The sequence below is a fragment of the Spirosoma pollinicola genome, assembly GCF_002831565.1.
Taxonomy (GTDB): domain Bacteria; phylum Bacteroidota; class Bacteroidia; order Cytophagales; family Spirosomataceae; genus Spirosoma; species Spirosoma pollinicola.
This window is the reverse complement of the sequence record NZ_CP025096.1, coordinates 2261794-2284530: the sequence shown is the minus strand read 5'-3', so window position 1 is coordinate 2284530 and position 22737 is coordinate 2261794. Positions and strand designations below refer to the sequence as shown.

Below are 22737 nucleotides of genomic sequence, written 5' to 3'. Positions count from 1 at the left end.
CCAATGCGGTTGAGCTGATCGAGGAGAACGGCGGTCGCATTGGCGGGTCAACACCATTTTCCACATGATCCGTTTAGGCTATTCATGCGGAGTTTAACCAGTCTTTCCATAAATTGACTATTTATGGTCAACATTATGCAGACAAGTCAATAGGGGAGGGGGCTCGTGGTCGTTTTAACAGCTGTCAACTCCAAGCCGTAGCATACGCTTGAGTTATTTCTTATCTGAATATCGCTGAGAAGTGCCGGGCCGATAGAAGCACTACGTTTCGTCAAAGAGTCAGGGCAATTTTAGTACAAGGCATTTTCAGCTTGCCCCGTCAATCTTGCCTTTTGCAGACAAATAGGACGAGTTTGCATATCATTTTGCCATTAATCAAGACGATAAATGACCTTTGATTCTTCGTACTAGTAGATTTGAATTATGAAAAAGTCGTTTGTTGTTTTAATCCACATTGGTTTCTGGTCCTGTTATTTTATACTGATTGCAATCATGCTAGGGGTTTATTATCGAAGTAACCTTCATTCAGTTAATCCGGTATTCCAAGTTATAAATGCGTTGAAAAATATCCTTCTTTTTGGTTTTGTTCCTTCTGTTATCTCTTATTTTTTCTACTATCTTCTGGTATTCCCTAAATACCTGCAACAAAAAAAGTTTGTGCTTTCAGCACTTTTCGGTCTGCTAATTTCATTTGGAGCAGCTCTATTTGGCTATCTGCTGCTGCGGTATTTCATTGAATCAGGCAATGTTGTTGATATGGACAGCAACGGTGAACATGGCAGATCTACCGCTATCCGCGTAATCATGCTTATGACTTTTATTGGGGTAGTTTGTGGAATTGTCGCCCTGGTCATTAATGGATTTATTACCTGGTTTAATGACATTAAATTGAATGAAGCGCTAAAAGAAAAAACTTATGAAATGGAAATGGCTTTAATAAAATTGCAGCTTGATCCTCACCTCCTGTTTAATACCATTAATAATATCGACGCGTTAATTTTAAAGGATGCGGTGGCGGCATCAGATTATTTAAATAAATTGTCTGACATAATGCGATTCATGCTTTACGAGACAAAGCCCGATAAAATTCTCCTTTCCAAAGAAATTGAGTATATAGAGAAATATATAGCCTTACAAAAAATTAGATCGTCGAACAAAGAGTATGTTCAATTTACAGTAACCGGAAATATTGGTAGTAAGCAAATTGCGCCCATGACCTTTATTCCATTCATTGAAAATGCGTTTAAGCATACCAATAATAAGAAGCTTGAGAATGCTATTTCTATACATCTGTCGGTGAAGGCGCAGAAAATACAGTTTACCTGTGAAAATAAGTTTGATTCAAAACCATCGGTTCAGCGATCTGACAGCGGTTTAGGCAGTGCGCTGATTCAAAAACGACTGAACCTTGTTTATGGGGAAAAACACACGCTGGACGTTCATAAAACAGAGGACCTGTATAGTGTAAACTTAATGATCATCAATGGATAAATACACCTGCATCATTATTGAAGACGAGCCACTGGCCCTTGAAAAGACGAAGGATTTTGTTGAAAAAATTCCTTTTTTGACCCTGAGCGCAACGTTCGATAATGCGCTAACCGGCCTAATGTATTTAAATAATAATAAGGCAGATCTGCTTTTCCTGGATATAAATATGGATGAATTATCCGGTATCGAACTGCTGGAAAGTTCAAAAATAACCAGCCAGGTTATCCTGACAACTGCCTATCAGGAACACGCACTGAAGGGCTATGAACTACAGGTAACAGATTACCTTCTAAAACCTTTTACATTTAACCGATTCTTACAGGCTGTCAATAAAGCACGAGAAAATTTATCGCATCATACTGCCGATAAAAGAATTGATTTCTTCTTCGTGAAAACGGAGAACCGCCTGGAAAAAATTATGATTAATGATATTCTCTATATTGAAGGCATGAGAGATTATCTGCGAATTCATTGCTCAGCTAAAAAAGTTATGACCTTGCAGAGCTTTCACGAGATCGAACAATTAATTCCGGCTTCCTTAGTGTGCCGGGTACACAAATCCTACATGGTTGCCATTAGTAAAATAGAATCCATTGAGCGGAGCAGGATAAAAATTTCGGATCAATTAATTCCTATTTCAGAAACATACAAGGAGGCTTTCCTTGAACTCATCAATAGCAGACCATAAGCTTGCTCCTTACCAGGACTTCTCCTTTCTTTATCAACTTACCTCGCACCGGTCGGCTCACACCGGTTATCCGTTGAGCAGCAGCGCCCAATGAGGTGCATGGTGCCCCAGCGTTTTAATCCAGGATCGCCCCTGTTTACACAGGTCGACGCGGCACTATCTGTAGCCGCAACCATACCTGACCTTGCTATTCATAGCGCGCCAATACCTTATCAGCGGTGATTCAAGCACAACCCCTCTAAAACTTGGCAGATTAAAATCACCCCGTTGCAGACGGGATCTCCGCCTTGGTATAGTTGAATTGCAGGCACTTACGCCGATCTATACTTTTGATCCAGTTGACTTATCTACCATCAGCGTTTAAAACAAAGCCCTGAATATTGATGAACGGCCCCTTCCTGTAATCTTCCAGCAACGTGAAATCACCACAAACAAAAATCAATCCCATGAAATACATCTTTATAGTACTCAGCTTCCTCCTCCTTTTGTTTAGCCCGCTTTTAGGACAGACGCAGCCATTGTCTCAAACTGTACGAGGTACATTAACCGATTCGGATAGCCAGATTCCACTGATTGGCGCAACCCTGATCATAGTGGGGTCTTCCCCGCTGGTTGGTACCACGACCGACGTGAATGGCAACTTCAGATTAAGCAACATCCCGGCCGGACGTATAACCCTCCACGTTACGTACCTGGGGTACGAACCCAAAGTCATCCCGGATATTGTCGTCAACTCCGGCAAGGAAGTGGTGTTGCCCCTGACCTTGCAGGAATCGACTACAAAGTTGGCCGAGTTCGTGGTGAGGGCCAGTCATACCAAAGGACAGGCCCGGAACGAAATGGCTCTGATCAGCGCCCGTTCCATTTCACCCGAAGAAACGAGCCGATATGCCGGAGGATTTAACGATCCGTCTCTGATCATGTCCAATTTCGCGGGGGTAGCCAACAATCCAAATGGAAATAACGACATTATTGTCCGGGGTAATTCGCCCAAATACATACAATGGCGGCTGGAGGGTGTACAAATCACTAACCCGAACCATTTTGCCGACCAGGGGGCTATTGGCGGTGGATTAAGTACCCTCAATAATAACATTCTGGCCACTTCTGATTTTTATACGGGTGCCTTTGCTCCCGAATACGGCGATGTATTGTCCGGTGTATATGACGTAAAACTGAGAACCGGGAATAATGAAAAAACGGAAGCTGTTTTAGGCGTTGGGATTCTGGGTACGGATTTAACGGTTGAAGGCCCGCTCAAAAAAGGGTATGGCGGGTCTTATCTGGTGAATTACCGCTACTCCACCATTTCCTTGTTAACCGACCTGGGTTTAACGGGGGTGAAGGGATCACCCAAGTTTCAGGATGCCGCATTTAAGATTGTATTGCCCACCAAAAAAGCAGGTGCCTTTTCTCTTTTTGGGTTAGGTGGCCTGAGTAGCGCCCTCCTGAAAGAAGTAAAACCCGACGTTGCGGAAACGCCGGGTGACCGTTCCATGCTCGCTGGTATTCGGGAAGATATGGAAAAAGGGTCTCACTTATTGAACCTGGGGCTAACCCACACGATGCCCAGTGGCACCAACAGCTTCATCCATTCTACGTTGTCTTTTTCGCAGGAAGGTATCAAAGACCAGGTTTTTGAATCAACGATCGAAAAACAATACAACGGTAGTGGGGACTTCCTGAGGGATTCGGTATTAACGACCCACCCTAATTACCAAAGCCACTTACTTAAATCGACTTACCGGGGAGGTATCACCTTTCACCAGAAAATAAATGCCCGGAACAATATCCAGATCGGCACTCAATATTCGCTGGTTGCGTATGACTATCGGCAAAGCCAACTACAGGGGGATGCCGCCAACCGGGTGTACTTGCTTGACTTTCAGGAGAATCTGGGTACGATCCGGAATTATATCAGCTGGAAACACCGATTCAATGAAGCGGTTACGCTGGTAACGGGCCTGCATAACATGAATGTGCTGCTCAACCATAAAAGTACCCTGGAACCCCGAATCTCGCTGAACTGGCAACTCAGCCCGACCAGTTCGCTTCAAGCCGGTTACGGGAAACACAGTACCATGGAAGGTGCCCACAACTATTTTGCCCAGGTCCAGACAGAAAATGGCCAGATCAGTGAGCCAAACAGAAACCTGGGTTTGCTCAAAGCACACCATTTTGTGCTGGGTTTCCAAAAACGGTTCACGCCATTGCTGGTGGCCAAAGCAGAAGTGTATTATCAGTCCCTCTATCAATTACCAGTCGAAAATAAGGCAACGAGTACGTTTGCCACCATCAATGAAGGCCCGGATTTCAATTATGTGGCCCTGGTTAATCAGGGAACGGGAAAAAATTATGGGATAGAATTAAGCCTGGAACGGTTCTTCAGCCACAATTTCTATTATTTAGTCAACGCGTCTCTATACAGCTCCACCTATCAAACACTGGAAGGGAAAGAGCGAAACACACCCTACAACGGCCATTATCTGATCAATATACTTGCCGGTAAAGAATTTGTTAAGCTGGGGAAAAACAAGAATCAAGTCCTGGGCCTGAATGCGAAAGTATTTTTCAGTGGCGCTAAACCTATCATACCGCTGTTAAGAGATGCTGCCGGGAATTTAGCCGTCGATCCGGCTGCGAATAAGTTCTGGGATTATAGTAAAGCATACGAAACATCGTTAAGTGACTTGTCCAAGTTAGTACTCTCGGTCAGTTATAAATGGAATAAACCACGCACAACGCATGAGCTATTCCTGAACCTGGATAACCTCACCGACAATAAAGGCAAGGTAACCGAATATTACGACCCCAGCCAGCCAGGTTCGGTAGGGCACACCACGCAACGAGGATTAGTTCCTAACCTGATGTACCGGTTATATTTTTAGCCCTGTTTGGTCTTGGTAATATCAGATATGTTACCAATCAAGTAACTAATACCAATCAAAAAAATGGAAAAGAATCATGAGAAAAATAAGCTATTCAGTAACCCACTTGTGCGAATACTACTTGGTGTCTTGGTCTGTTTAGGCGTAGTTATAATTGGGCAGGAAATAGCGGGAAAATTCCTGATGTCCACAGGGCTTGATAGAGACTATCGAAATCTTTTAAAGGGGCTTGTTGTATCCCTGCTTGCAATTGCTAGTTATCGTACATTTTTCAGGCTAATTGAAAAGCGCGCTATTACAGAAATATCATTGAATGGACTTGCAAAAAATTTGATTCTGGGTGTTTCAATTGGCGTTGTCCTGCAATGTTTGACAGTTCTGGTAATTTATATAAACAATGGTTTTGCGATAATTTCAATAAACCCAGTCTCATTTATTATTATCCCTCTAGCTGTTGCCTTTACCGTCGCTATCCTGGAAGAAATTTTAATTCGTGGCATACTTTTTAGGATAATAGAAGAAAAAATTGGCAGCTCTCTAGCGCTGCTTAGTTCTGCTTTAGTTTTTGGTGCATTGCATCTGGTCAATCCTGGCAGTTCATTGGTTTCGGCGAGTTGTATTACAATTGAAGCAGGTTTTTTGCTGGGTGCTGCTTATATCTATGCAAGAAACTTGTGGTTCCCTATTGCCATTCATTTTGCCTGGAACTTCATGCAATCAGGCATATTTGGCGCAATAACGTCGGGGAATGAAAAAACGAATAGCTTACTAACAACACAAATAACAGGATCAAAACTCATTACAGGCGGAGAATTTGGTCCTGAAGGAACGCTACAGGCAACGGTAGTTGGGTTGATCGCAACGATCGTGTTAATGTACCTGAATATAAAGCGTAACAAGCTAATAAAGCCCTATTGGAAGAAATAATAGATAAGCCAGGGTTTATTAAAAACTGCATAGCCAAGTTTAGCCGATCTTCAGAAATTTCATAGGCTGAAATTCCCTGTTTGCAGACATTATCTCCGCCCTGGCATAGTTTAATTGCAGGCCCAAAGTCATACGAATAGTTTTGCCTCAGTCAAATACTTTAAACCTTAAAAAAATCATGAAAAAAAATAGACAAGCAGGGATCATACTAGGTATAATTTTCCTGTCAGCAGCCGCATTTGGTCAAGCTAGAGGGCAAGGATCAAACAAAATAGAGGGTGGCAAAAAAATAGCAAAAACATACTTCGACTTAATGGTGAATGTGGCGAGTACAAACGTCAACTACGGTAGCGCTAACAGTAGTCTAACTGATTATAAGAAATCAGCTAACGGTATACAGGCTGGAGTGTCATTGCAGGCGGGTATTACATCCGGATTTTCCCTTGTTTCTGAACTATATTATATGACAAAGGGCGGGCAGCTAAAAGCTAATAATCCAATGAGTGCCAATGAATCAACCCTTCAATTTAATACCTTAGAATTGCCAGTACTGGCACGTTTTCATATGGGTAAATTTTATATTAACGCTGGTCCATCCATTGCTTACAACATTAGTGGAAACAGTAAAATTAACGATCAGTCTACCAAACTTTTGTTTGAAAATTCAAGCGAGGGATTTAAGCGTTTAGAAGCCGGTATTCAACTAGGTGGAGGAGTTGAGTTTCCATTTAAACAAAAAAGGATTGTGTTGGACATACGGTACAATTATGGTTTAACCAATATAGTCTATACCAAGGAAATGTATAACAGGGCTTTGATGATCAGTGTGCATTATTCTAAAGCCTGGAAAACAAACCCCCTGGCGGGCAGATAAACATGCATAACCCGTCATGCCACAATTGTCTATTAGCTCACAAAAAGTTGCTTGAAAATTTTAAAAAAATAAGCACATGAATGCAAACAGAACTAGCGCAATCGACATGGATGTATTAACGGAGCGAGCACCAATGAGCTCCCTGCGAAAGACCTCGCTGGTCGCAGGCATACTCTACCTGCTCACATTTGTCTCCATTCCGACAATAGCCCTCTACAGGTCGATTCATGAACCGAACTACATCGTAAGCTCTGGACCGGACACGGCCATCATTTTCGGTGGTATCCTCGAAATAATCGTGGCTCTGGCTGGTATTGGCACTGCTATAACACTATACCCGGTACTCCAGAAGCAGAACGAAGGGTTCGCCTTAGGTCTCGTTGCTGCGCGGATTCTGGAATCTGGTACCATCTTCGTGGGTGTGGCCTTCCTTCTATCAATCGTAACCATGCGGCAGGCCGGGGTAGGAGCCGATGCTCTGGTCACCAGCCATGCACTTGTCGCCCTCTATGACCGCATTTTCCTGCTCGGACAAAGTTTCATGCCTGCTGTCTGCGACATGTTGCTGGGAGTCCTGCTGTATAAGTCCCGCTTGGTGCCCCGAACCCTGTCACTGATCGGAATCATTGGAGCCCCACTATTGATCGCTGGCTACATCGCGGTGCTTTTTGGTGTCATTGGGCGACATGCTCCGCTGGCGGCACTGTCTGCCCTTCCGGTCGCACTATTTGAGTTTTCGCTGGGCATCTACCTCATTATTAAAGGATTCAGACCATCCTGCTATTAGACAATTAGTTATGAAATCTTCTAACCTGTTTATCCTCCTGATATTGTCGGCCTGGGCCATTCCCTATTTCTGTGTTGGACAACCTGCTCTGCGTCCGGCAGTAAATATTCCTCAACTGATTGATTCGATCAGTCTCAGTCTGAACCGGCACTATGTATTCCCGGCAGAAGCGCAACGCATGAGCGTCTACCTGAACGCCCAGCTACAGAAGAAAGCATATGCTTCGCTGGCGAATACACCTAACGAGCTGGTAAAGCAATTGCAAGCTGACCTATCCACAGTTCACCATGATCCGCATCTGTTTATGGATTACAATCCAGCTTTTACTGCCGCTGCTCCGGGGAGTCCTTCATCGGCTGAGGAAGAGATGACGCAGGCTAAAAAGTATTGGCAAGCCAACAACTATCTATTCAGGAAAGTCGAGGTGCTGCCCGGAAATATTGGCTACTTCCCGTTCACAGGATTTGTGCCGGATCTGGCTGGCGCCCAACCAACTATTACTGCCGGGCTGCAATTTGTAGCCAATACAAATGCGCTGATCATTGATTTGAGAGAAAATATGGGGGGCAGTCCGGAGATGGTTAGTCTGCTGGAAAGTTATTTTTTCAAGACAAAAACCCATATGAATGACCTGATCAACCGGTCAACCAACGACACAACGGTTTTCTATGCCGATCCTGTAAAGGCACGGAATCTATCGCTATTAATGCCCATTTATATTTTGACCAGTCATCGTACGTTTTCCGGTGCGGAGGATTTTGCTTACGGGATGCAAATGGCCAAACGTGCTATCATCGTAGGTGAAAAGACAGGTGGGGGGGCTCACCCAACCAAACCAATTTCGGTGGGGCAGGGCATTGTTATATCCATCCCATTTGCCCGTTCGCTCAACCCGGTTACACACACGGATTGGGAAGGGGTTGGAGTCATTCCGACCGTGTCAATTGAGGCCAGTCAGGCGTTTGCGAAAGCGCAGGAATTGGCCCTGCTTGAGCAACTGTATGCGGCAACTACTGAACAAGAAAAACATCAGTTAGCGTATCTGCTTGACGAGCTGGCTGCACAACGGCAGGCACAGCCACTGCCAGTAAATGTACTTCGGGTATATGCGGGTACATACGGCCCGCTTACCATTTACCTTAATAAAAATAAACTCTTCTGTAAGAATACTGAGGCTGGAGGGCTGCTAACAGAGTTAAAACATATTTCTAACAGGCGGTTTGTGCTGGATGATACTGCGCACGTAGAATTTGTGAAAGACAGCAAAGGGAGATACCCCACTATCAAGCTGTATGTCAGTGACGGAAACATAGTTGAGGAACGGCGAAAAGGACTACACTAGTTAACCGACCTCTGTTTACCCAAGAGACAACATCCAAGTGTCATACGAACCGGCCAGCCGTAATCACACTGACATGAATACCTGAAAAAATGAACCTGCCGCGATGCCAGATGCCTTTTTCGTCCTGAATGGTAATAGTCTCTAATTCATTCGTCTGTTTAAGTGCCTGCCGTTGATCGATGAAAAAAGTTGTCTTTTAGCCATAACCATCTGTGTAAAGTAACTGAATCTAGCCACCTTGCCGATACCACCGACAAAACTTTTCTTTGTGCCGGAGCACACAACGGTGGTAATAGCATATGCGACTGATTGTGGTTTACAGATGTTAAAATTTTGCACAGCAAATTCATATTCAAATCGGTGGTTTTAGTGACCGGTGATTTAATGAACAATGTATCCCGGCTTCAGACACTGTGATCGGTTTTTTGCCGGAATTCATGCGCACATATTCGGGGGTTGCTGTAGCCTGAAAACACATGTCTAAATACTCAGGCTGGCGCGGGCATTCGCCCATGCCCTCTCATATATGCGAGCATTCGCTCGCCAAAACGATTTCACCCTATCCTGGGCCAATAAAGTTTGGATAAGGTTATTCTTTGCCATTTATCCGGGTTGTAAACCGACAAATCACTTTTCACAAGATCGAGGAACAGAAAGTGCTAATCTTGATGAACGATCACCTTTCTCTCATTTTCTATGAAAAGCACACCTATACAGCGGTTGGCAAGTCTGTCCGTTCTGGTTATTCTGCTTGCTGCGTCAACGACGTTTGCCCAAAGTAAAGCGGCTAAAATTGATGCACTGGTGCAGCAATACGTGACCAATCGCCAGTTCAATGGCTCGGTGCTGGTTGCCGAAAAAGGGCAGGTTATTTTCAAAAAAGGATACGGGATGGCTAATATGGAATGGAATATCCCGAATGCACCCGATACCAAATTCCGGCTGGGTTCCATTACCAAACAATTTACGGCCATGCTCATCATGCAACTGGTCGAAAAAGGCAAGCTGAAACTAGCCGGCAAAGTCACAGATTATTTGCCTGACTACCCGAAAGCCACGGGTGACAAAATTACCATTCACCACTTGCTGACCCACACGTCGGGTATTCCGAACTACACCAACTTCCCGAAGTTTTTCGAGACGCTTAGCCGCGATCCTGTTACGCCCGAATCCTTCACGAAGAAATTTGATAGTATGCCGCTGGATTTTGAACCCGACACCAAATTTTCGTACAGCAACTCCGGCTATTTCCTGTTGGGCGTCATTATCGAAAAAGTAACAGGAAAGTCCTATGCCGACGTACTTACCGAGAATATTCTTAAGCCCGCCCAACTGGCCAATACCGGCTACGATCTATTCAGCCCTATTTTACCCAAACGGGCAACCGGTTATGAAAAGAAAAATGGTGGCTATGTAAATTCGCCTTACCTGGATATGACGATTCCGTATGCCGCCGGGTCGATGTACTCGACCGTTGAGGATCTGTACCGGTGGGATCAGGCGTTGTATACCGATAAGCTACTATCGGCGAGCGGGAAAGTAACGATGTATACTCCGTTTTTAGATAGCTATGCCTACGGATGGGGCGTTAGAAATGCGAAGATTGGCCAACTTAAAGACAGCCTCCTGGTCATTGAACACACAGGGGGAATCAACGGCTTCAATACCATAATCAGCCGCCTTCCGAAGGACAAACAATTGGTTGTACTGCTGAACAACACGGGCGGAGCGCCACTCAGCGACATACGTAAAAACATCCTGCGCATCCTGTACGATCAGCCTATTGAAGCGCCCAAAAAGCCGATTGCCGATTTGCTCCGGCAATCGGTACAGTCAGACCCGCTGGAAAAAACGAAACAGAAACTCACTGCCTGGAAGGCCGACAAAGCGTATAACGCGAGTGAAGAGGACGTCAATGTTGTAGGGTATGAGCTACTGCGCGACGGGAAAACTAAAGAAGCCATTACTGTTTTTACCCTTAATGCAGAGGCTTACCCAAACTCCTTTAATGTATATGACAGCCGGGGTGAAGCGTATAAGGCAATGGGTAATAAAGCGGCTGCCATACAGGATTATAAAAAGTCAGTGGCGCTCAACCCCCGAAATACCAATGGATATGCTATGTTGAAGGAATTAGGGGAATCTGTAGAAGCGCCTAAAGAGGTTGTTGTTGCCGTCGACTCGGCTACGTTAGCGTCGTATGTCGGTACCTATCAATTAGCCCCGGCCTTCTCCATCGCGATTATCCTGAAAGCTGATAGGCTGTTTGGACAGGCTACCGGGCAACCCATGGTTGAATTATTTCCCGAGTCGAAAACCAAGTTTTTCCTGAAAGTAGTTGACGCACAGGTTACGTTTATCAGCAACGATAAAGGTGAAGTGGAGCAACTCGTTCTGCACCAGAATGGTCAGGATATACCCGGGAAACGGATGCGTTGATAAATTGACTATTTCTACGACAAAGTGAAAATTCTGAGGCAAGCAAATCGGTGTATTTGCTTGCCTCAGTCTGTATAATGGGATTTATACCGATTTTACGCAGGCTTTTTTTTACTAGAAATGTTGAAAATTTAAACGTTTAAACAGGCTTTATAACCCGTAGATATAGAAAAGAAACTAACGCACATTATAGAAATTGGACCGGCTGACTAATAAATTAGAACATTTGTAGAACGTGGAACGAATTTGCACTTTTTCTATTTTCGTGATAGAGTAAGCTACTCTAGCGAGTGGCTTACTGTGCGCTTTCTCTGTTGGAAGAACGCATAAGCTGTCAGTAAAATAGTACGCTGCAAATGAAAAAAAGTCTGTTACCTCTCGCCATTGGGGGCTTCGGTATTGGCATGACCGAGTTCGTCATGATGGGCATCCTGCCCGATATTTCCAGTTCCCTTCAAATATCCATTCCCGTAGCTGGCCACCTTATTTCTGCCTACGCGCTGGGTGTAGTGCTGGGCGCCCCGCTGCTGGTGGGCATTGCCGGGAATTATCCGCCCAAGAAAATATTGCTGGGCCTTATGGCTCTCTTTACCTTCTGTAACGCGCTTTCGTCGTTTGCGCCCAATTATGAGATCATGATGCTCACCCGGCTGTTATCCGGGTTGCCGCATGGTGCATTTTTCGGTGTTGGGGCTGTAGTTGCCAGTCGATTAGCGGGTAAGGGGAAAGAGGCTCAGGCCATATCCATGATGTTTGCCGGACTCACCGTTGCCAATATTATTGGTGTACCAATAGGCACCTACATTGGGCATACGATGAGCTGGCGGTATACCTTCATCATTATTGCGGGTGTCGGGCTGGCGACTATGTTTTGTATTCAAAAATTACTGCCTGTAATGCCGGTTGTTGGGGAGACTAATTTGCGGAAGGACATGAAGCTTTTCACGAAGGTAGAACCCTGGCTGATTTTAGGTATTACGGCTATTGGTACCGGCGGATTGTTCGCCTGGTTCAGTTATATCGCTCCTTTGTTGACAGAAGTGGCCCACTTTAGTAATGGTCAACTTACCTGGATACTGGTGCTGGCAGGTTTAGGCATGGCTACCGGCAATCTGATTTCCGGCCGTATAGCCGATCTGATCTCACCCAGTAAGGCTACTGCGTTATTTCTGCTTCTCATGACGGTATCCCTGATAGGCGTCTATTTCGTAGCCCAGTATCAAATACCGCTTTTGATTATGACCTTCATCACGGGGGCTATTGCTTTCTCATTGGGGGCTCCCATCCAGATTCTGATGATTCGGGCCGCAAACGGTTCCGAAATGCTGGCTTCTTCGGTCAGTCAGGCAGGGTTTAATATGGGGAACGCGTTGGGGGCTTACCTCGGTGGATTACCCATTGCCGCCGGTCTGGGTTATGCCTCTCCTGAATGGGTGGGTGCTGCGCTGGCATTTGCCGGTTTTGGTCTGGCTGTAGTCGTCTACTTCCGTCAGAAAGAAAAAGGTGTAGAAGAAACCGACGAAGCCGTAAACTACGAACTGGTAGCTGGTCATTAGTGAATTGGGGTAGTGGTTGATTTGTGGAGTAGGTGGAGTAAGTGTAGACGTTAACTAGTAAGAACTACTTCACTGACTTCACTAGTTACTACTTCACCAACGACCACTTTAACAATATTTTGCCTTCCCTATCAACGGATTCCGTACTTTACGTGGAATCCGTTTTTTTATTTCTAAACCAGTTCACCACATGAATTTTCTATTGTTACTCGTTGGGATAGGGGCAGTCATCGTCTATCTGTCGGTAATAATTGTGCAACAGGGTACGGTTGCCGTTATTACGGTTTTTGGCAAATATGCCCGCGTACTTCGACCAGGCCTCAACTTCAAGATCCCGTTTATCGAAGTCATTTATCGCCGTATTTCTATTCAGAACCGTTCTGTTGAACTGGCATTCCAGGCCATTACTGCCGATCAAGCGAATGTGAATTTCAAAGCCATGCTGGTGTATTCCGTACTTAATCAGGAAGAAGAAACCATCAAAAACGTAGCCTTCAAATTTATTGACGAGGCCTCTTTTATGCAGGCTCTGATTCGGACTATCGAAGGCTCGATCAGGAGTTTTGTGGCGACTAAGCGGCAGTCGGAAATTCTGGCTCTGCGCTCCGAAATCATTGAACACGTAAAAGCACAACTCGATACGCTGCTCGAAAGCTGGGGATATCACCTCACCGATTTACAGTTGAATGACATTGCGTTCGATGAAGTCATTATGCGGTCGATGGCGCAGGTAGTGGCCTCGTCAAACCTGAAAGCGGCTGCCGAAAACGAAGGACAGGCGCTGTTGATCACCAAAACCAAAGCCGCTGAAGCGGAAGGAAATGCCATTCAGATTTCGGCCGAAGCCGAGAAAAAAGCGTCGCAGTTACGCGGGCAGGGCGTTGCTCTGTTCCGGGAAGAAGTCGCCAGAGGTATGGCCGAATCAGCCAAAGTGATGACGGAAGCCAAGCTCGACGCATCGCTGATTCTGTTCTCCATCTGGACAGAAGCCATTAAACATTTCGCTGAGAAAGGGCAGGGGAACGTTATTTTTCTGGATGGCTCGACCGAAGGCATGGACAAAACGATGAAGCAGTTACTGGCCGTCGAAAAAATGAATACGAACGCTGATTCAAGCGGTATTATCACGCCACCGCCAGCACCGGGAAGGCGGTAGGGTTGCGAAATTCGAAAAAATGTTGGGAAGGTTGGGCGTTTCGTTTGTTTCTTCTAACAAACCCTGATTCACGCACAAATGACAAACCTGCTTTTTCCCACGGATTTCTCGTCCAATAATAACGTTGCTTTAGACTGGGTACGCCTTTTCGCCCGCAAAACCGGCGCAACTATTACGTTACTCCATGTGTATCAACCCATGATTCCCGATTCTACGCTGCCTACGGTTGGTGATCCGGGAATGGGTATGATCGCGTCGCAGGAAGTCGAGGAGATTAGCCGTCAGCAATTGACTGAATTGGCCATCCGACTTCAGGCTGAAGGTTTATCGGTGAATGCGGAGTCACGTATTGGCTCGGTAGACGATACTATCCTCGATGTTGCCAAGGAAAGTTCGGCCGATTTGATCGTAATGGGTCGGAGTGAGATGAACACGTTCTTCGATCGTCTGGCGGGCAGTGCCGTCAGCGATGTTGCCGGTGATGCGTTGTGTCCTGTGTTAATTGTCCCGATTGCGCCAGACGGAACCACTATGCGCCCGGCGGAGGTACATACAATTGCCTACGCGATGCAGACACAAACGACACAGGCACAGGTAACTTTTCAGACCGAATCGCTCCTGGAAGCATTCGACGCTAAGCTTGTTGTCCTGACCGACGATAAAATCGAAAACGCACATGCCGACCTGATTGTAATGCAACTGGCCCCGAAAGCGGGATTTCTGGATAATCTCTTTCACCCGAATCACACCACAGCACTGATCGAGAAATCGGATGTGCCGGTGCTGGTGTATCACGAAAAGAAATAGCTAGTCGTAGTACCGACCGTCCCGGTCGGGAGTGAAGTTTAAATAGTACTATTACGCCCGACCGGGACGGTCGGTATTACGGTAATCTACAAAAAAGGCCGCTCCATTTCTGGGGCGGCCTTTTTGTAAACATAAATTTATATTAACCAACGCTTCCTTCCAGACTGATTGCCAGCAGCTTTTGCGCTTCAACGGCAAATTCCATTGGCAATTGGTTCAGTACTTCTTTGGCGTACCCGTTAATGATAAGGGCTACGGCCTGTTCGGTTGGAATGCCGCGCTGGTTGCAATAGAATAGCTGGTCTTCACCAATTTTCGAGGTTGTCGCTTCGTGCTCGACCGTGGCCGATGGGTTACTCACTTCCAGATAAGGGAACGTGTGCGCTCCGCATTTATCGCCTAACAGCAATGAGTCGCACTGCGAGTGGTTCCGGGCATTTTCGGCACGTTTCATGACTTGCACCAAACCCCGGTAAGAGTTCTGACTCTTGCCGGCCGAGATACCTTTCGATACAATCCGGCTCTTGGTGTTCTTGCCAATGTGAATCATTTTGGTGCCCGTGTCGGCTTGCTGCATGTTGTTCGTGACAGCCACCGAATAGAACTCACCAATTGAATTATCGCCTTTCAGAATAACCGACGGGTACTTCCAGGTAATAGCTGAACCAGTTTCAACCTGGGTCCAGGAGATTTTGGCGTTCGGACCATCGCAGATACCGCGTTTGGTTACGAAATTATAAATGCCGCCTTTACCATCTTTATCGCCGGGATACCAGTTCTGCACCGTCGAGTACTTGATTTCGGCGTTGCCCTTGGCAATAAGTTCAACTACGGCCGCATGGAGCTGGTTTTCATCGCGCATGGGGGCTGTACAGCCTTCGAGATAACTTACATACGAACCTTCGTCGGCAATAATGAGCGTACGTTCAAACTGGCCTGTTCCGGCCGCGTTGATGCGGAAATAGGTCGACAACTCCATTGGGCAACGAACGCCTTTCGGAATATAACAGAACGAGCCATCGGTAAATACGGCTGCATTAAGGGCTGCAAAATAGTTGTCCTTGGCGGGCACTACGGAGCCCATGTATTTCTTTACCAGTTCTGGATGTTCATGAACGGCTTCCGAAATGGAACAGAAAATAATGCCGCGTTCGGCAAGGTCTTTCTTAAATGTCGTGGCTACCGAAACAGAATCCATAACGGCATCGACAGCTACCCGTGGACGGTTGCTCTTTGACCCATCTACATCAAGGGGATCAACGACTCCCGTAAGGCGTTTTTGTTCACTCAGTGAAATGCCCAGGCGATTAAATGTATCGATCAGTTCAGGATCGATTTCGTCGAGGGAGTTAACCGTTTTCTTTTGTTTCGGGGCCGAGTAATACTTAATGGCCTGATAATCTATCTTGGGATAGAAAACATTTGGCCATTTTGGTTCGGTCATTTCCTGCCACATCCGAAAGGCTTTCAGACGATTTTCCAGTAACCAGTCAGGTTCATTTTTTTTGGCAGAAATGAAACGAATCGTGCTTTCGTCAAGACCCACCGGGGCTTCGTCGGCTTCGATCAACGTCTCAAACCCGTATTTATATTCGGCGTTGGTTATGCTTTCTAAAATATCCGCGTCCTTGCTCATAGTCTCGGTTAATTGCGTGGTTTTTGCACCACGGCAACATATTTTTAACAATCTGCCGAGGGGGTACGTTCCGGGCAGGTTAGACAAATATCGGAAACTTTCCGTTATCTCAATACCTATAGTCTTTATGCTATTGGCTCTGCCTACTCTTCGCGCGTGGAGAACAGTTCTATCTTCTGCGAATAGATGCTCCAGAATAAACGCACGACATCGACTAGGAAATGACATTGGCCGACGTCTACAAAAAAAGCCGTTACTTGGTGAGTAACGGCCTTCTCTTTATAGAAAAGAAAATAGTTTGATTACATCGTGGCACTGGGGGTTACCCTAATCTTGCTGTAGTACAGTGTAGTTAAGCCCTCGAATCCTGAGTCGGTACCAACAACCAACCAGAGTTCGCCCTGGGCGTTGCTTTTGGCTACGAACGGCTTGCTGGCGTTGGAGCGGGTAATAAGTTTGTATCCAACCGTATCAGTGCCCGTTCCAATATCGCCAATTATGACAGCATCTTTACCATCGTTATTCTGCGCCCCTTTGTCGATACTGATGGTGTAAAAGCCATCTTTTAACACCTTGACCGGCTCAATAGCTGAAGCGCCTGCTTTCAGGAAAACGCTGCCACCGGGCGATCCGCCAATACCAATCGAGTTACTTGCGTACTGCGACGCTAATTCTACCTCAAACACTAACGAATAGTTTGTGTTTGGAGTCAAGCCTGTCACTTTCTTTTTCAGGAACATGAAGGCGTCGTCACTGCGATTCATACTCGATACCATAATCGACTTGCGCGTTGTATCCAGTGGAGTTGGTAGCCCTTTCAGAGCTGATTTAAACGCCATAATACTGTCCTGCGCGCTACTGTAATCGGTAATGCCGGCTACCCAACCATCGGTATCGCGTTGAAAAGACGACTGGTAGGGGAGGCCGACCGGCGATGGCGAACTATCGTCTTTGCAAGCGGAAAAGCTAAGTAGACTGGCTGTAAAGGCAGCCATCATGAACAACGTTGATTTCATTATTTACTCGGTTTGTTTGCTCTATCGACTCCCCCGACTAATCAACCGTTGTAATGCTTTATTGAAAAACTCATCGGGACCGACTGCGTCCCGACGAGTCTACTCCGCGCAAAGCGAGGTAAAACGCTATGATATAGGTCATTTGCAAGCCTGCTCCCGACCAATCTTCTTTTAACGTCGTACCAAATAAAAGCAAGCTTATGACCAGGCCACCAGCAAAGTAGCCCCACTTTGTTAGCTGCCCGCCCAGTAAAATCAGGATGCCGATGGTTAGCTCAACAAAGGGCAGTGTATATAGAAAGGCCCTTGTCAGGAGGGTAGGCAGGATGGTTGTTGCAAAGCCCACTTCAGTCTTTGTTACGAAGGCGGTCAGCTTAGGCAGGCGAACAAGACCATGCATCAGCATATTAACACCCAAACCGATACGTATGACGAGTTGAGCCAGTTGGTTATTCGTCATCGCTCTCGTCTATATCGCCATCCGCCACTTGCTGTTGTATCGTTTTATTCTCGTCGATACCGCTGGCGTCCTCATCCGAGTCATTCACTTCATCTTTCTCAGGTTCAGGGCCCTGATTAACGATGGGGTTGTGGTATGGGGCTTGAGACACGCCACCATCGGCCGTTTCGCCTTGAATCATTTTCGTCATAACACCCTGATTTTCGTCGTTGGCAGGATCATAGGTTTCATCCGTGTCGACCACTTCTGCATTCTCGGGCAATTCTTTGTTGGTTGTCATTTTCATCCTGTGGTTCGTTTAATCCGCTATTGCATGGTCCGCCATCGCGGTGGTTCGCCACTGCGGTGAAAGTTATAACCCGGTAGAATAGCGAAAGGTTAGACTTATTTGGTTGACGAAAATGTCAACGTTGAGCTACGTTCTGCATGAAAGCGTTTTATTTACTTGTAAGTCTGTTGGTTGCTGGATTTGCCCACGCGCAAACGACCCGTGACCCCTTGTTCACGTCTTTCGACGGGACCAAAATTCACTACGATGTTTTGGGCGAAGGAAAGCCGGTTGTTCTGCTTCACGGATTCATCTCGAACAGCGAAAGCTGGAAACGGGCTGATGTTCGGCAGGCATTGGCCAATGCCGGATTTAAAGTCGTCATGCTCGATTTGCGGGGCAACGGCCTCTCAGACAAGCCTCATACTGCCGAAGCCTATCGCGACAATACCGAATTAAAAGATGTTATCGCTTTGATGAAGCACCTCGGCCTGAAAAACTACGATGTGGTGGGCTATTCGCGCGGAGCCATTCTGACCGCTAAATTGCTGACAATGGACAAGCAGGTTCGTCGGGCGGTGATGGGCGGCATTAGCGTCGACTTCTCTGATCCAAACTGGTTTAGACGGAAGAATTTCTTTGAAGCACTAACCAAACCCGGTAGCCATCCGGAGTTGCAGTCTGCCGTTGATTATGCTAAAAAATCGGGTGCCGATACAGTCGTATTAGCCCGTTTGCAGGAGTTTCAGCCCGTAACGAGCCGCGCCGAATTGGGTAAAATCAAAATTCCGGTGCTCGTTGTCAACGGTGACAAGGACAAAGATAACGGCGACCCGCAAACCTTGGTCGATGCCATTCCGGGATCGCGCTTAGTAATCGTTCCCGGCGATCATGGCGGGGCCATGCGCACGCCGGAATTTGCCAAAGCGGTGGTGGAGTTTTTGACGAAGTAATCAAGGTAATCCCGATATGCCCATCAAGGTATTTGGATTCGGGCAGAGAGCCAGGAATTTATCACGATCTGTGGGCGAGCAAACGCCGGGGAAGTCGCCTTTCAGGCCCAGCATATCGTTCATTAATTGAAAGTGAAGGTGGGGAGGCCAGTCGCCATTTTCGGGATAGGGGCCAATCTCGCCAAGTTTGTCGCCCGCTTTGATTTCTTTTCCTTCATATAATCCGATCAGCGATGCACGGGTAAGGTGGCCGTAAAGCGAGTAGCGCGGCTGGAAAGCCGCATTTTCACTCACCTCTGTAGCTCGCGGCTTTCCAGCCGCGCTACGTTCTAATACACTGCCTGCATGTTCCAGAATAATGGTTGGCCCGTAATCGCCGAAATTATTATTATCCCGAAAGCTGTGCACAACGCCATCCATCGGCGCGAAAACAGGCGTTCCGGCTTCGGCCCAGAAGTCAATACCGAGGTGGATTTCCCGGGGTTCTTCTGAACTGGAAAAATGCTCACTCCGACGATAAATAACCCGGTGTTCGTTATAGCCGCCCACGCCAACTGGTGCCCCCGCTGACCGCATTTTACCAAACACATAGTCCGAAAAGCTGGCCGTATCCGTCAGATCGAGTTCACTATTGAGATCGGGGTTAGATGCTGAAAAGTCAAGAACAAGGTACGGGTCTTTTTGAAAATCGAAGGGGAGAAGCATGAGTAAATATAGTAGATAGGAAGATAAGCCGTGAGCAGCGTTAAACATAAGAAAGTTTGTTTTAAAAGCGTTAAAATCAAGCTTATGAAAATAGGTTTGGAAACATCGTTTTGACATAAACTTAGTCTGCCAATTATATGAAACTCAACGGTACTCTTTTCTTTGTCGTTAGTAGCCTGCTCTTGCTGTTGCACGCCTGTGTCGAGAGGAATATATCCATTGTTCAGAAAGGCGATTGGACGCTTAAATCCGCATTTGAAGGGGTGGGGCGCAATGCTGCGGCTGCATTCGTAATTGGCGATCTCGCCTACGTAGGCACGGGGTCCGATAATTCTCGGCAGCCCCTTAGTGATTTCTGGCGGTATGATCCTTCAACGAATACGTGGTCGCAATGGGCAAATTTCCCCGCTAAAGCCCGTAGTGAAGCCGTAACGTTTTCGGTAGGTACGAAAGGGTATCTGGGCGCAGGTGTTGATCAAACTACCGGGACCCTGCTCAAGGATTTTTATCAATATGACCCAGTCACAAATGCATGGAAACGGGTTGCCGATTTTGGCGGTTCCGCCCGGCGGTCGGCAGTAGCGTTTTCGGTTGGCTCATCAGGCTTCGTCTGTACGGGTAATGACGGACGTGAGCAGCGTGATATGTGGCAGTACAACACGGACACGGATACCTGGACGCGAAAAGCTGATTTTGGGGGTAGTGCGCGGGTAGGCGCTGCCACATTCGTTATAAATAATAGGGGGTATGTTGGCACCGGAGCAACTAACTCCGTGAACCAAACCGATTTGTGGGCGTATGACCCCGCAAACGACTCATGGACCAAACGTCAGGACTTTTCCAGTGCCGCGCTCACAAATTCATCGAGGGTGTACGGTGTTGGTTTTGCTATTGATGGTATTGGCTATCTGGCAACGGGGGCTGGTGCCACGGATGTCTGGGCCTATGATCCGGTAGGGGATTTTTGGGTAGATAAAGCCGCGTTTGATGGAACGAGCCGGTCACAAGCCGTTGGGTTTGCTATTGGGTCGAAAGGCTATATTACGACGGGTGTGAATGGCTCAACTTCCTTCTCCGATCTGTGGGCCTTTGATCCCGGCCTGTAGCTGGTAGCTGTTGGCAGTCTCATTTATCGAAGATATATTTACAACTATTTTTTTACTAAATAGTCGCTCAATCACGACTGTTGACAATCATATTCTTCGGCAAACTGACTGCTTAACCTAATTTTATGGAAGTTACTATTGATAAACCCGCCAATAAAGCTACGCTCTTTGGTCACCCAATGGGCCTTTTCGCTCTGTTCCTCACCGAGATGTGGGAACGGTTCAGCTATTACGGCATGCGGGCTATCCTTCTCCTGTTCCTGATCGACAACGTCAGGGGTGGAATGGGGCTGAGTGAGGCTGAAGGTGCGGCCATCTACGGAATTTATACGGCCTCTGTTTACCTGCTCTCATTGCCCGGCGGATGGATTGCTGATAATATTTTAGGGCAACGAAAGTCCATCTTTTATGGCGGCATTATTATTATGATTGGCCATATTATTCTGGCTTTTCAGGCCGGTCCGGGCGTATTCTATGCGGGTTTGTGTGTGGTAGTACTCGGCACGGGCTTACTCAAACCTAATATCAGCACCATCGTTGGCGAACTATATCCAGAGGGTGGCGCGCGTCGGGATTCGGCTTTCTCGATCTTTTACATGGGTATCAATCTCGGTTCGTTTCTTGGCATAACCATTGTTGGGTATCTAGGCCAGAAAGTTGGCTGGCACTATGGTTTTGGGGCAGCGGCCGTTGGTATGGCCCTCGGTATTATTACGTTTCGGCTGATGGGTCAAAAGTATCTGACCCAATATGGAAACCAGCCTGTTAAGGCGACGGTCGCTCAAACAACAGAAGGTCAATCGACGGGCAACAAGTCGATGATTGGTTTTCTGGTGGGTATAGGCGCCATATTGCTAGGGCTGCAACTAACGGGCATCCTGGATATGACTACGGCTATAGGGCTTGCCAAAGCGATGGGTACAATTATCTCGCTGGTTGCCATCTGTTACTTCATTTATATCCTGCTGGCGGGTGGTTTGACCCTGGTTGAGAAAAAAAGGGTCGCCGTTTTGTTTATATTTTTTATGGCTGCGGCTGTCTATTGGGCTGGTAATGAGCAGCAAGGCTCGTCATTGCAGATTTTTGCCGACCGCCACACCGATCTAACTTTCTTTGGTTGGGAGATTCCGTCGAGCTGGTTTCAGAATTTAAATCCGGCGTTTATCCTTCTTTTTTCGCCCGTTCTGGCCTCACTCTGGATTTTTCTGGCGAACCGAAAAATTACTTATTCCGTACCGGCCAAGTTAGCTACTAGCTTGCTGCTGCTTGGGTTAGCCTATGTAGTTATGGTATTTGCGTCGAAGCTGGCTGTAACCGGCGTACGTACATCATCGCTATACCTGACCGTCACCTATCTGATTTTTACCCTTGCCGAATTGTTTTTAAGTCCGGTAGGGCTGAGTTCGTTTACAAAGCTGGCACCAAAGCGTTTTGCCAGTCAATTAATGGGCATCTGGTTTCTGGGGTCGTCGTTGGGTAACCTGATTGCGGGCCTGTTTGCGGGGGGCTTTGACGAAAGCAACGTAGCGCAAATGCCTTCGCTGTTCCAAAGCGTAGCTATTTTTTCACTTGGCGCAGGTTTATTTATGCTTCTCTTTGTGAAGCCGCTACGGAAGTGGATGGGTGGTATCGAGTGAT

General features: G+C 46.7%; 19 protein-coding genes. 14 read left to right on the top strand and 5 right to left on the bottom strand.

From position 1 onward, the window contains the following. Positions 1–423 precede the first annotated feature (423 nt). The 11 genes from CWM47_RS09705 to CWM47_RS09655 all read left to right on the top strand — a co-directional run bounded on the left by CWM47_RS09705 (position 424) and on the right by CWM47_RS09655 (position 14955). Positions 424–1491 carry a sensor histidine kinase gene (locus CWM47_RS09705; protein ID WP_100987786.1) on the top strand — a complete coding sequence of 356 codons (1068 nt, stop codon included), beginning with the start codon at positions 424–426 and terminating at the stop codon, positions 1489–1491. Further along, positions 1484–2179 (top strand): LytR/AlgR family response regulator transcription factor, encoded by a 696-nt coding sequence (locus CWM47_RS09700; protein WP_100987785.1) that lies wholly within the window; start codon positions 1484–1486, stop codon positions 2177–2179. The genes CWM47_RS09705 and CWM47_RS09700 overlap by 8 nt, the downstream gene beginning before the upstream one ends. Before the next feature lie 446 nt (positions 2180–2625). Continuing rightward, entirely contained in the window at positions 2626–5067 is a 2442-nt protein-coding gene (locus CWM47_RS09695; protein WP_100987784.1) for a TonB-dependent receptor, read from the top strand. A gap of 63 nt (positions 5068–5130) precedes the next feature. Beyond that, complete coding sequence (locus CWM47_RS09690) at positions 5131–5994, top strand: CPBP family intramembrane glutamic endopeptidase (RefSeq protein WP_100987783.1); 864 nt, start codon at positions 5131–5133, stop codon at positions 5992–5994. Positions 5995–6172: 178 nt separating this feature from the next. Next, the gene (locus CWM47_RS09685) at positions 6173–6868 is read left to right on the top strand and encodes a porin family protein (protein WP_100987782.1); all 696 of its coding nucleotides are present in this window, start codon (positions 6173–6175) and stop codon (positions 6866–6868) included. Positions 6869–6944: 76 nt separating this feature from the next. Beyond that, positions 6945–7655, top strand: coding sequence for a DUF4386 domain-containing protein (locus CWM47_RS09680; protein WP_206170627.1), 711 nt, complete (start codon positions 6945–6947; stop codon positions 7653–7655). A 10-nt stretch (positions 7656–7665) separates the two neighbouring features. Beyond that, entirely contained in the window at positions 7666–8997 is a 1332-nt protein-coding gene (locus CWM47_RS09675) for a S41 family peptidase (protein ID WP_170069418.1), read from the top strand. A gap of 696 nt (positions 8998–9693) precedes the next feature. After that, the gene (locus tag CWM47_RS09670) at positions 9694–11436 is read left to right on the top strand and encodes a serine hydrolase (protein WP_100987779.1); all 1743 of its coding nucleotides are present in this window, start codon (positions 9694–9696) and stop codon (positions 11434–11436) included. 356 nt (positions 11437–11792) lie between these two features. Next, on the top strand, positions 11793–12992 hold the full coding sequence (locus CWM47_RS09665; RefSeq protein ID WP_100987778.1) for an MFS transporter: 1200 nt from the start codon (positions 11793–11795) through the stop codon (positions 12990–12992). Positions 12993–13182: 190 nt separating this feature from the next. Then, entirely contained in the window at positions 13183–14148 is a 966-nt protein-coding gene (locus CWM47_RS09660; RefSeq protein WP_100987777.1) for an SPFH domain-containing protein, read from the top strand. Positions 14149–14226: 78 nt separating this feature from the next. Next, positions 14227–14955, top strand: a complete 729-nt coding sequence (locus CWM47_RS09655) for a universal stress protein (RefSeq protein WP_100987776.1) — start codon at positions 14227–14229, stop codon at positions 14953–14955. A 142-nt stretch (positions 14956–15097) separates the two neighbouring features. Here the strand turns inward: CWM47_RS09655 and sufB are convergent, their stop codons facing one another. The 4 genes from sufB to CWM47_RS09635 form a co-directional block, all read right to left on the bottom strand. Then, on the bottom strand, positions 15098–16591 hold the full coding sequence (sufB, locus tag CWM47_RS09650) for a Fe-S cluster assembly protein SufB (RefSeq protein WP_100987775.1): 1494 nt from the start codon (positions 16589–16591) through the stop codon (positions 15098–15100). Between the two features lie 302 nt (positions 16592–16893). Then, on the bottom strand, positions 16894–17607 hold the full coding sequence (locus tag CWM47_RS09645; protein WP_100987774.1) for a hypothetical protein: 714 nt from the start codon (positions 17605–17607) through the stop codon (positions 16894–16896). Between the two features lie 70 nt (positions 17608–17677). Then, a complete protein-coding gene (locus CWM47_RS09640) occupies positions 17678–18067 on the bottom strand; it encodes a DoxX family protein (RefSeq protein ID WP_100987773.1) in 390 nt (129 codons plus the stop codon). Then, positions 18057–18353: a hypothetical protein gene (locus CWM47_RS09635; protein WP_240625821.1), complete on the bottom strand. Its 297-nt coding sequence runs from the start codon at positions 18351–18353 to the stop codon at positions 18057–18059. Before CWM47_RS09635 ends, CWM47_RS09640 begins: the two co-directional genes overlap by 11 nt. Positions 18354–18493: 140 nt before the next feature. Here CWM47_RS09635 and CWM47_RS09630 point away from each other — a divergent pair, with 140 nt between their 5' ends. Further along, positions 18494–19288, top strand: a complete 795-nt coding sequence (locus tag CWM47_RS09630; RefSeq protein ID WP_100987772.1) for an alpha/beta fold hydrolase — start codon at positions 18494–18496, stop codon at positions 19286–19288. On the opposite strand, the gene CWM47_RS09625 is transcribed toward CWM47_RS09630, so the two are convergent. Continuing rightward, complete coding sequence (locus tag CWM47_RS09625; RefSeq protein ID WP_100987771.1) at positions 19289–19993, bottom strand: peptidoglycan DD-metalloendopeptidase family protein; 705 nt, start codon at positions 19991–19993, stop codon at positions 19289–19291. Positions 19994–20130: 137 nt separating this feature from the next. Here CWM47_RS09625 and CWM47_RS09620 point away from each other — a divergent pair, with 137 nt between their 5' ends. Beyond that, positions 20131–21099, top strand: a complete 969-nt coding sequence (locus tag CWM47_RS09620; RefSeq protein ID WP_100987770.1) for a Kelch repeat-containing protein — start codon at positions 20131–20133, stop codon at positions 21097–21099. A gap of 125 nt (positions 21100–21224) precedes the next feature. Further along, positions 21225–22736: a peptide MFS transporter gene (locus CWM47_RS09615; RefSeq protein WP_100987769.1), complete on the top strand. Its 1512-nt coding sequence runs from the start codon at positions 21225–21227 to the stop codon at positions 22734–22736. Position 22737 lies beyond the last annotated feature (1 nt).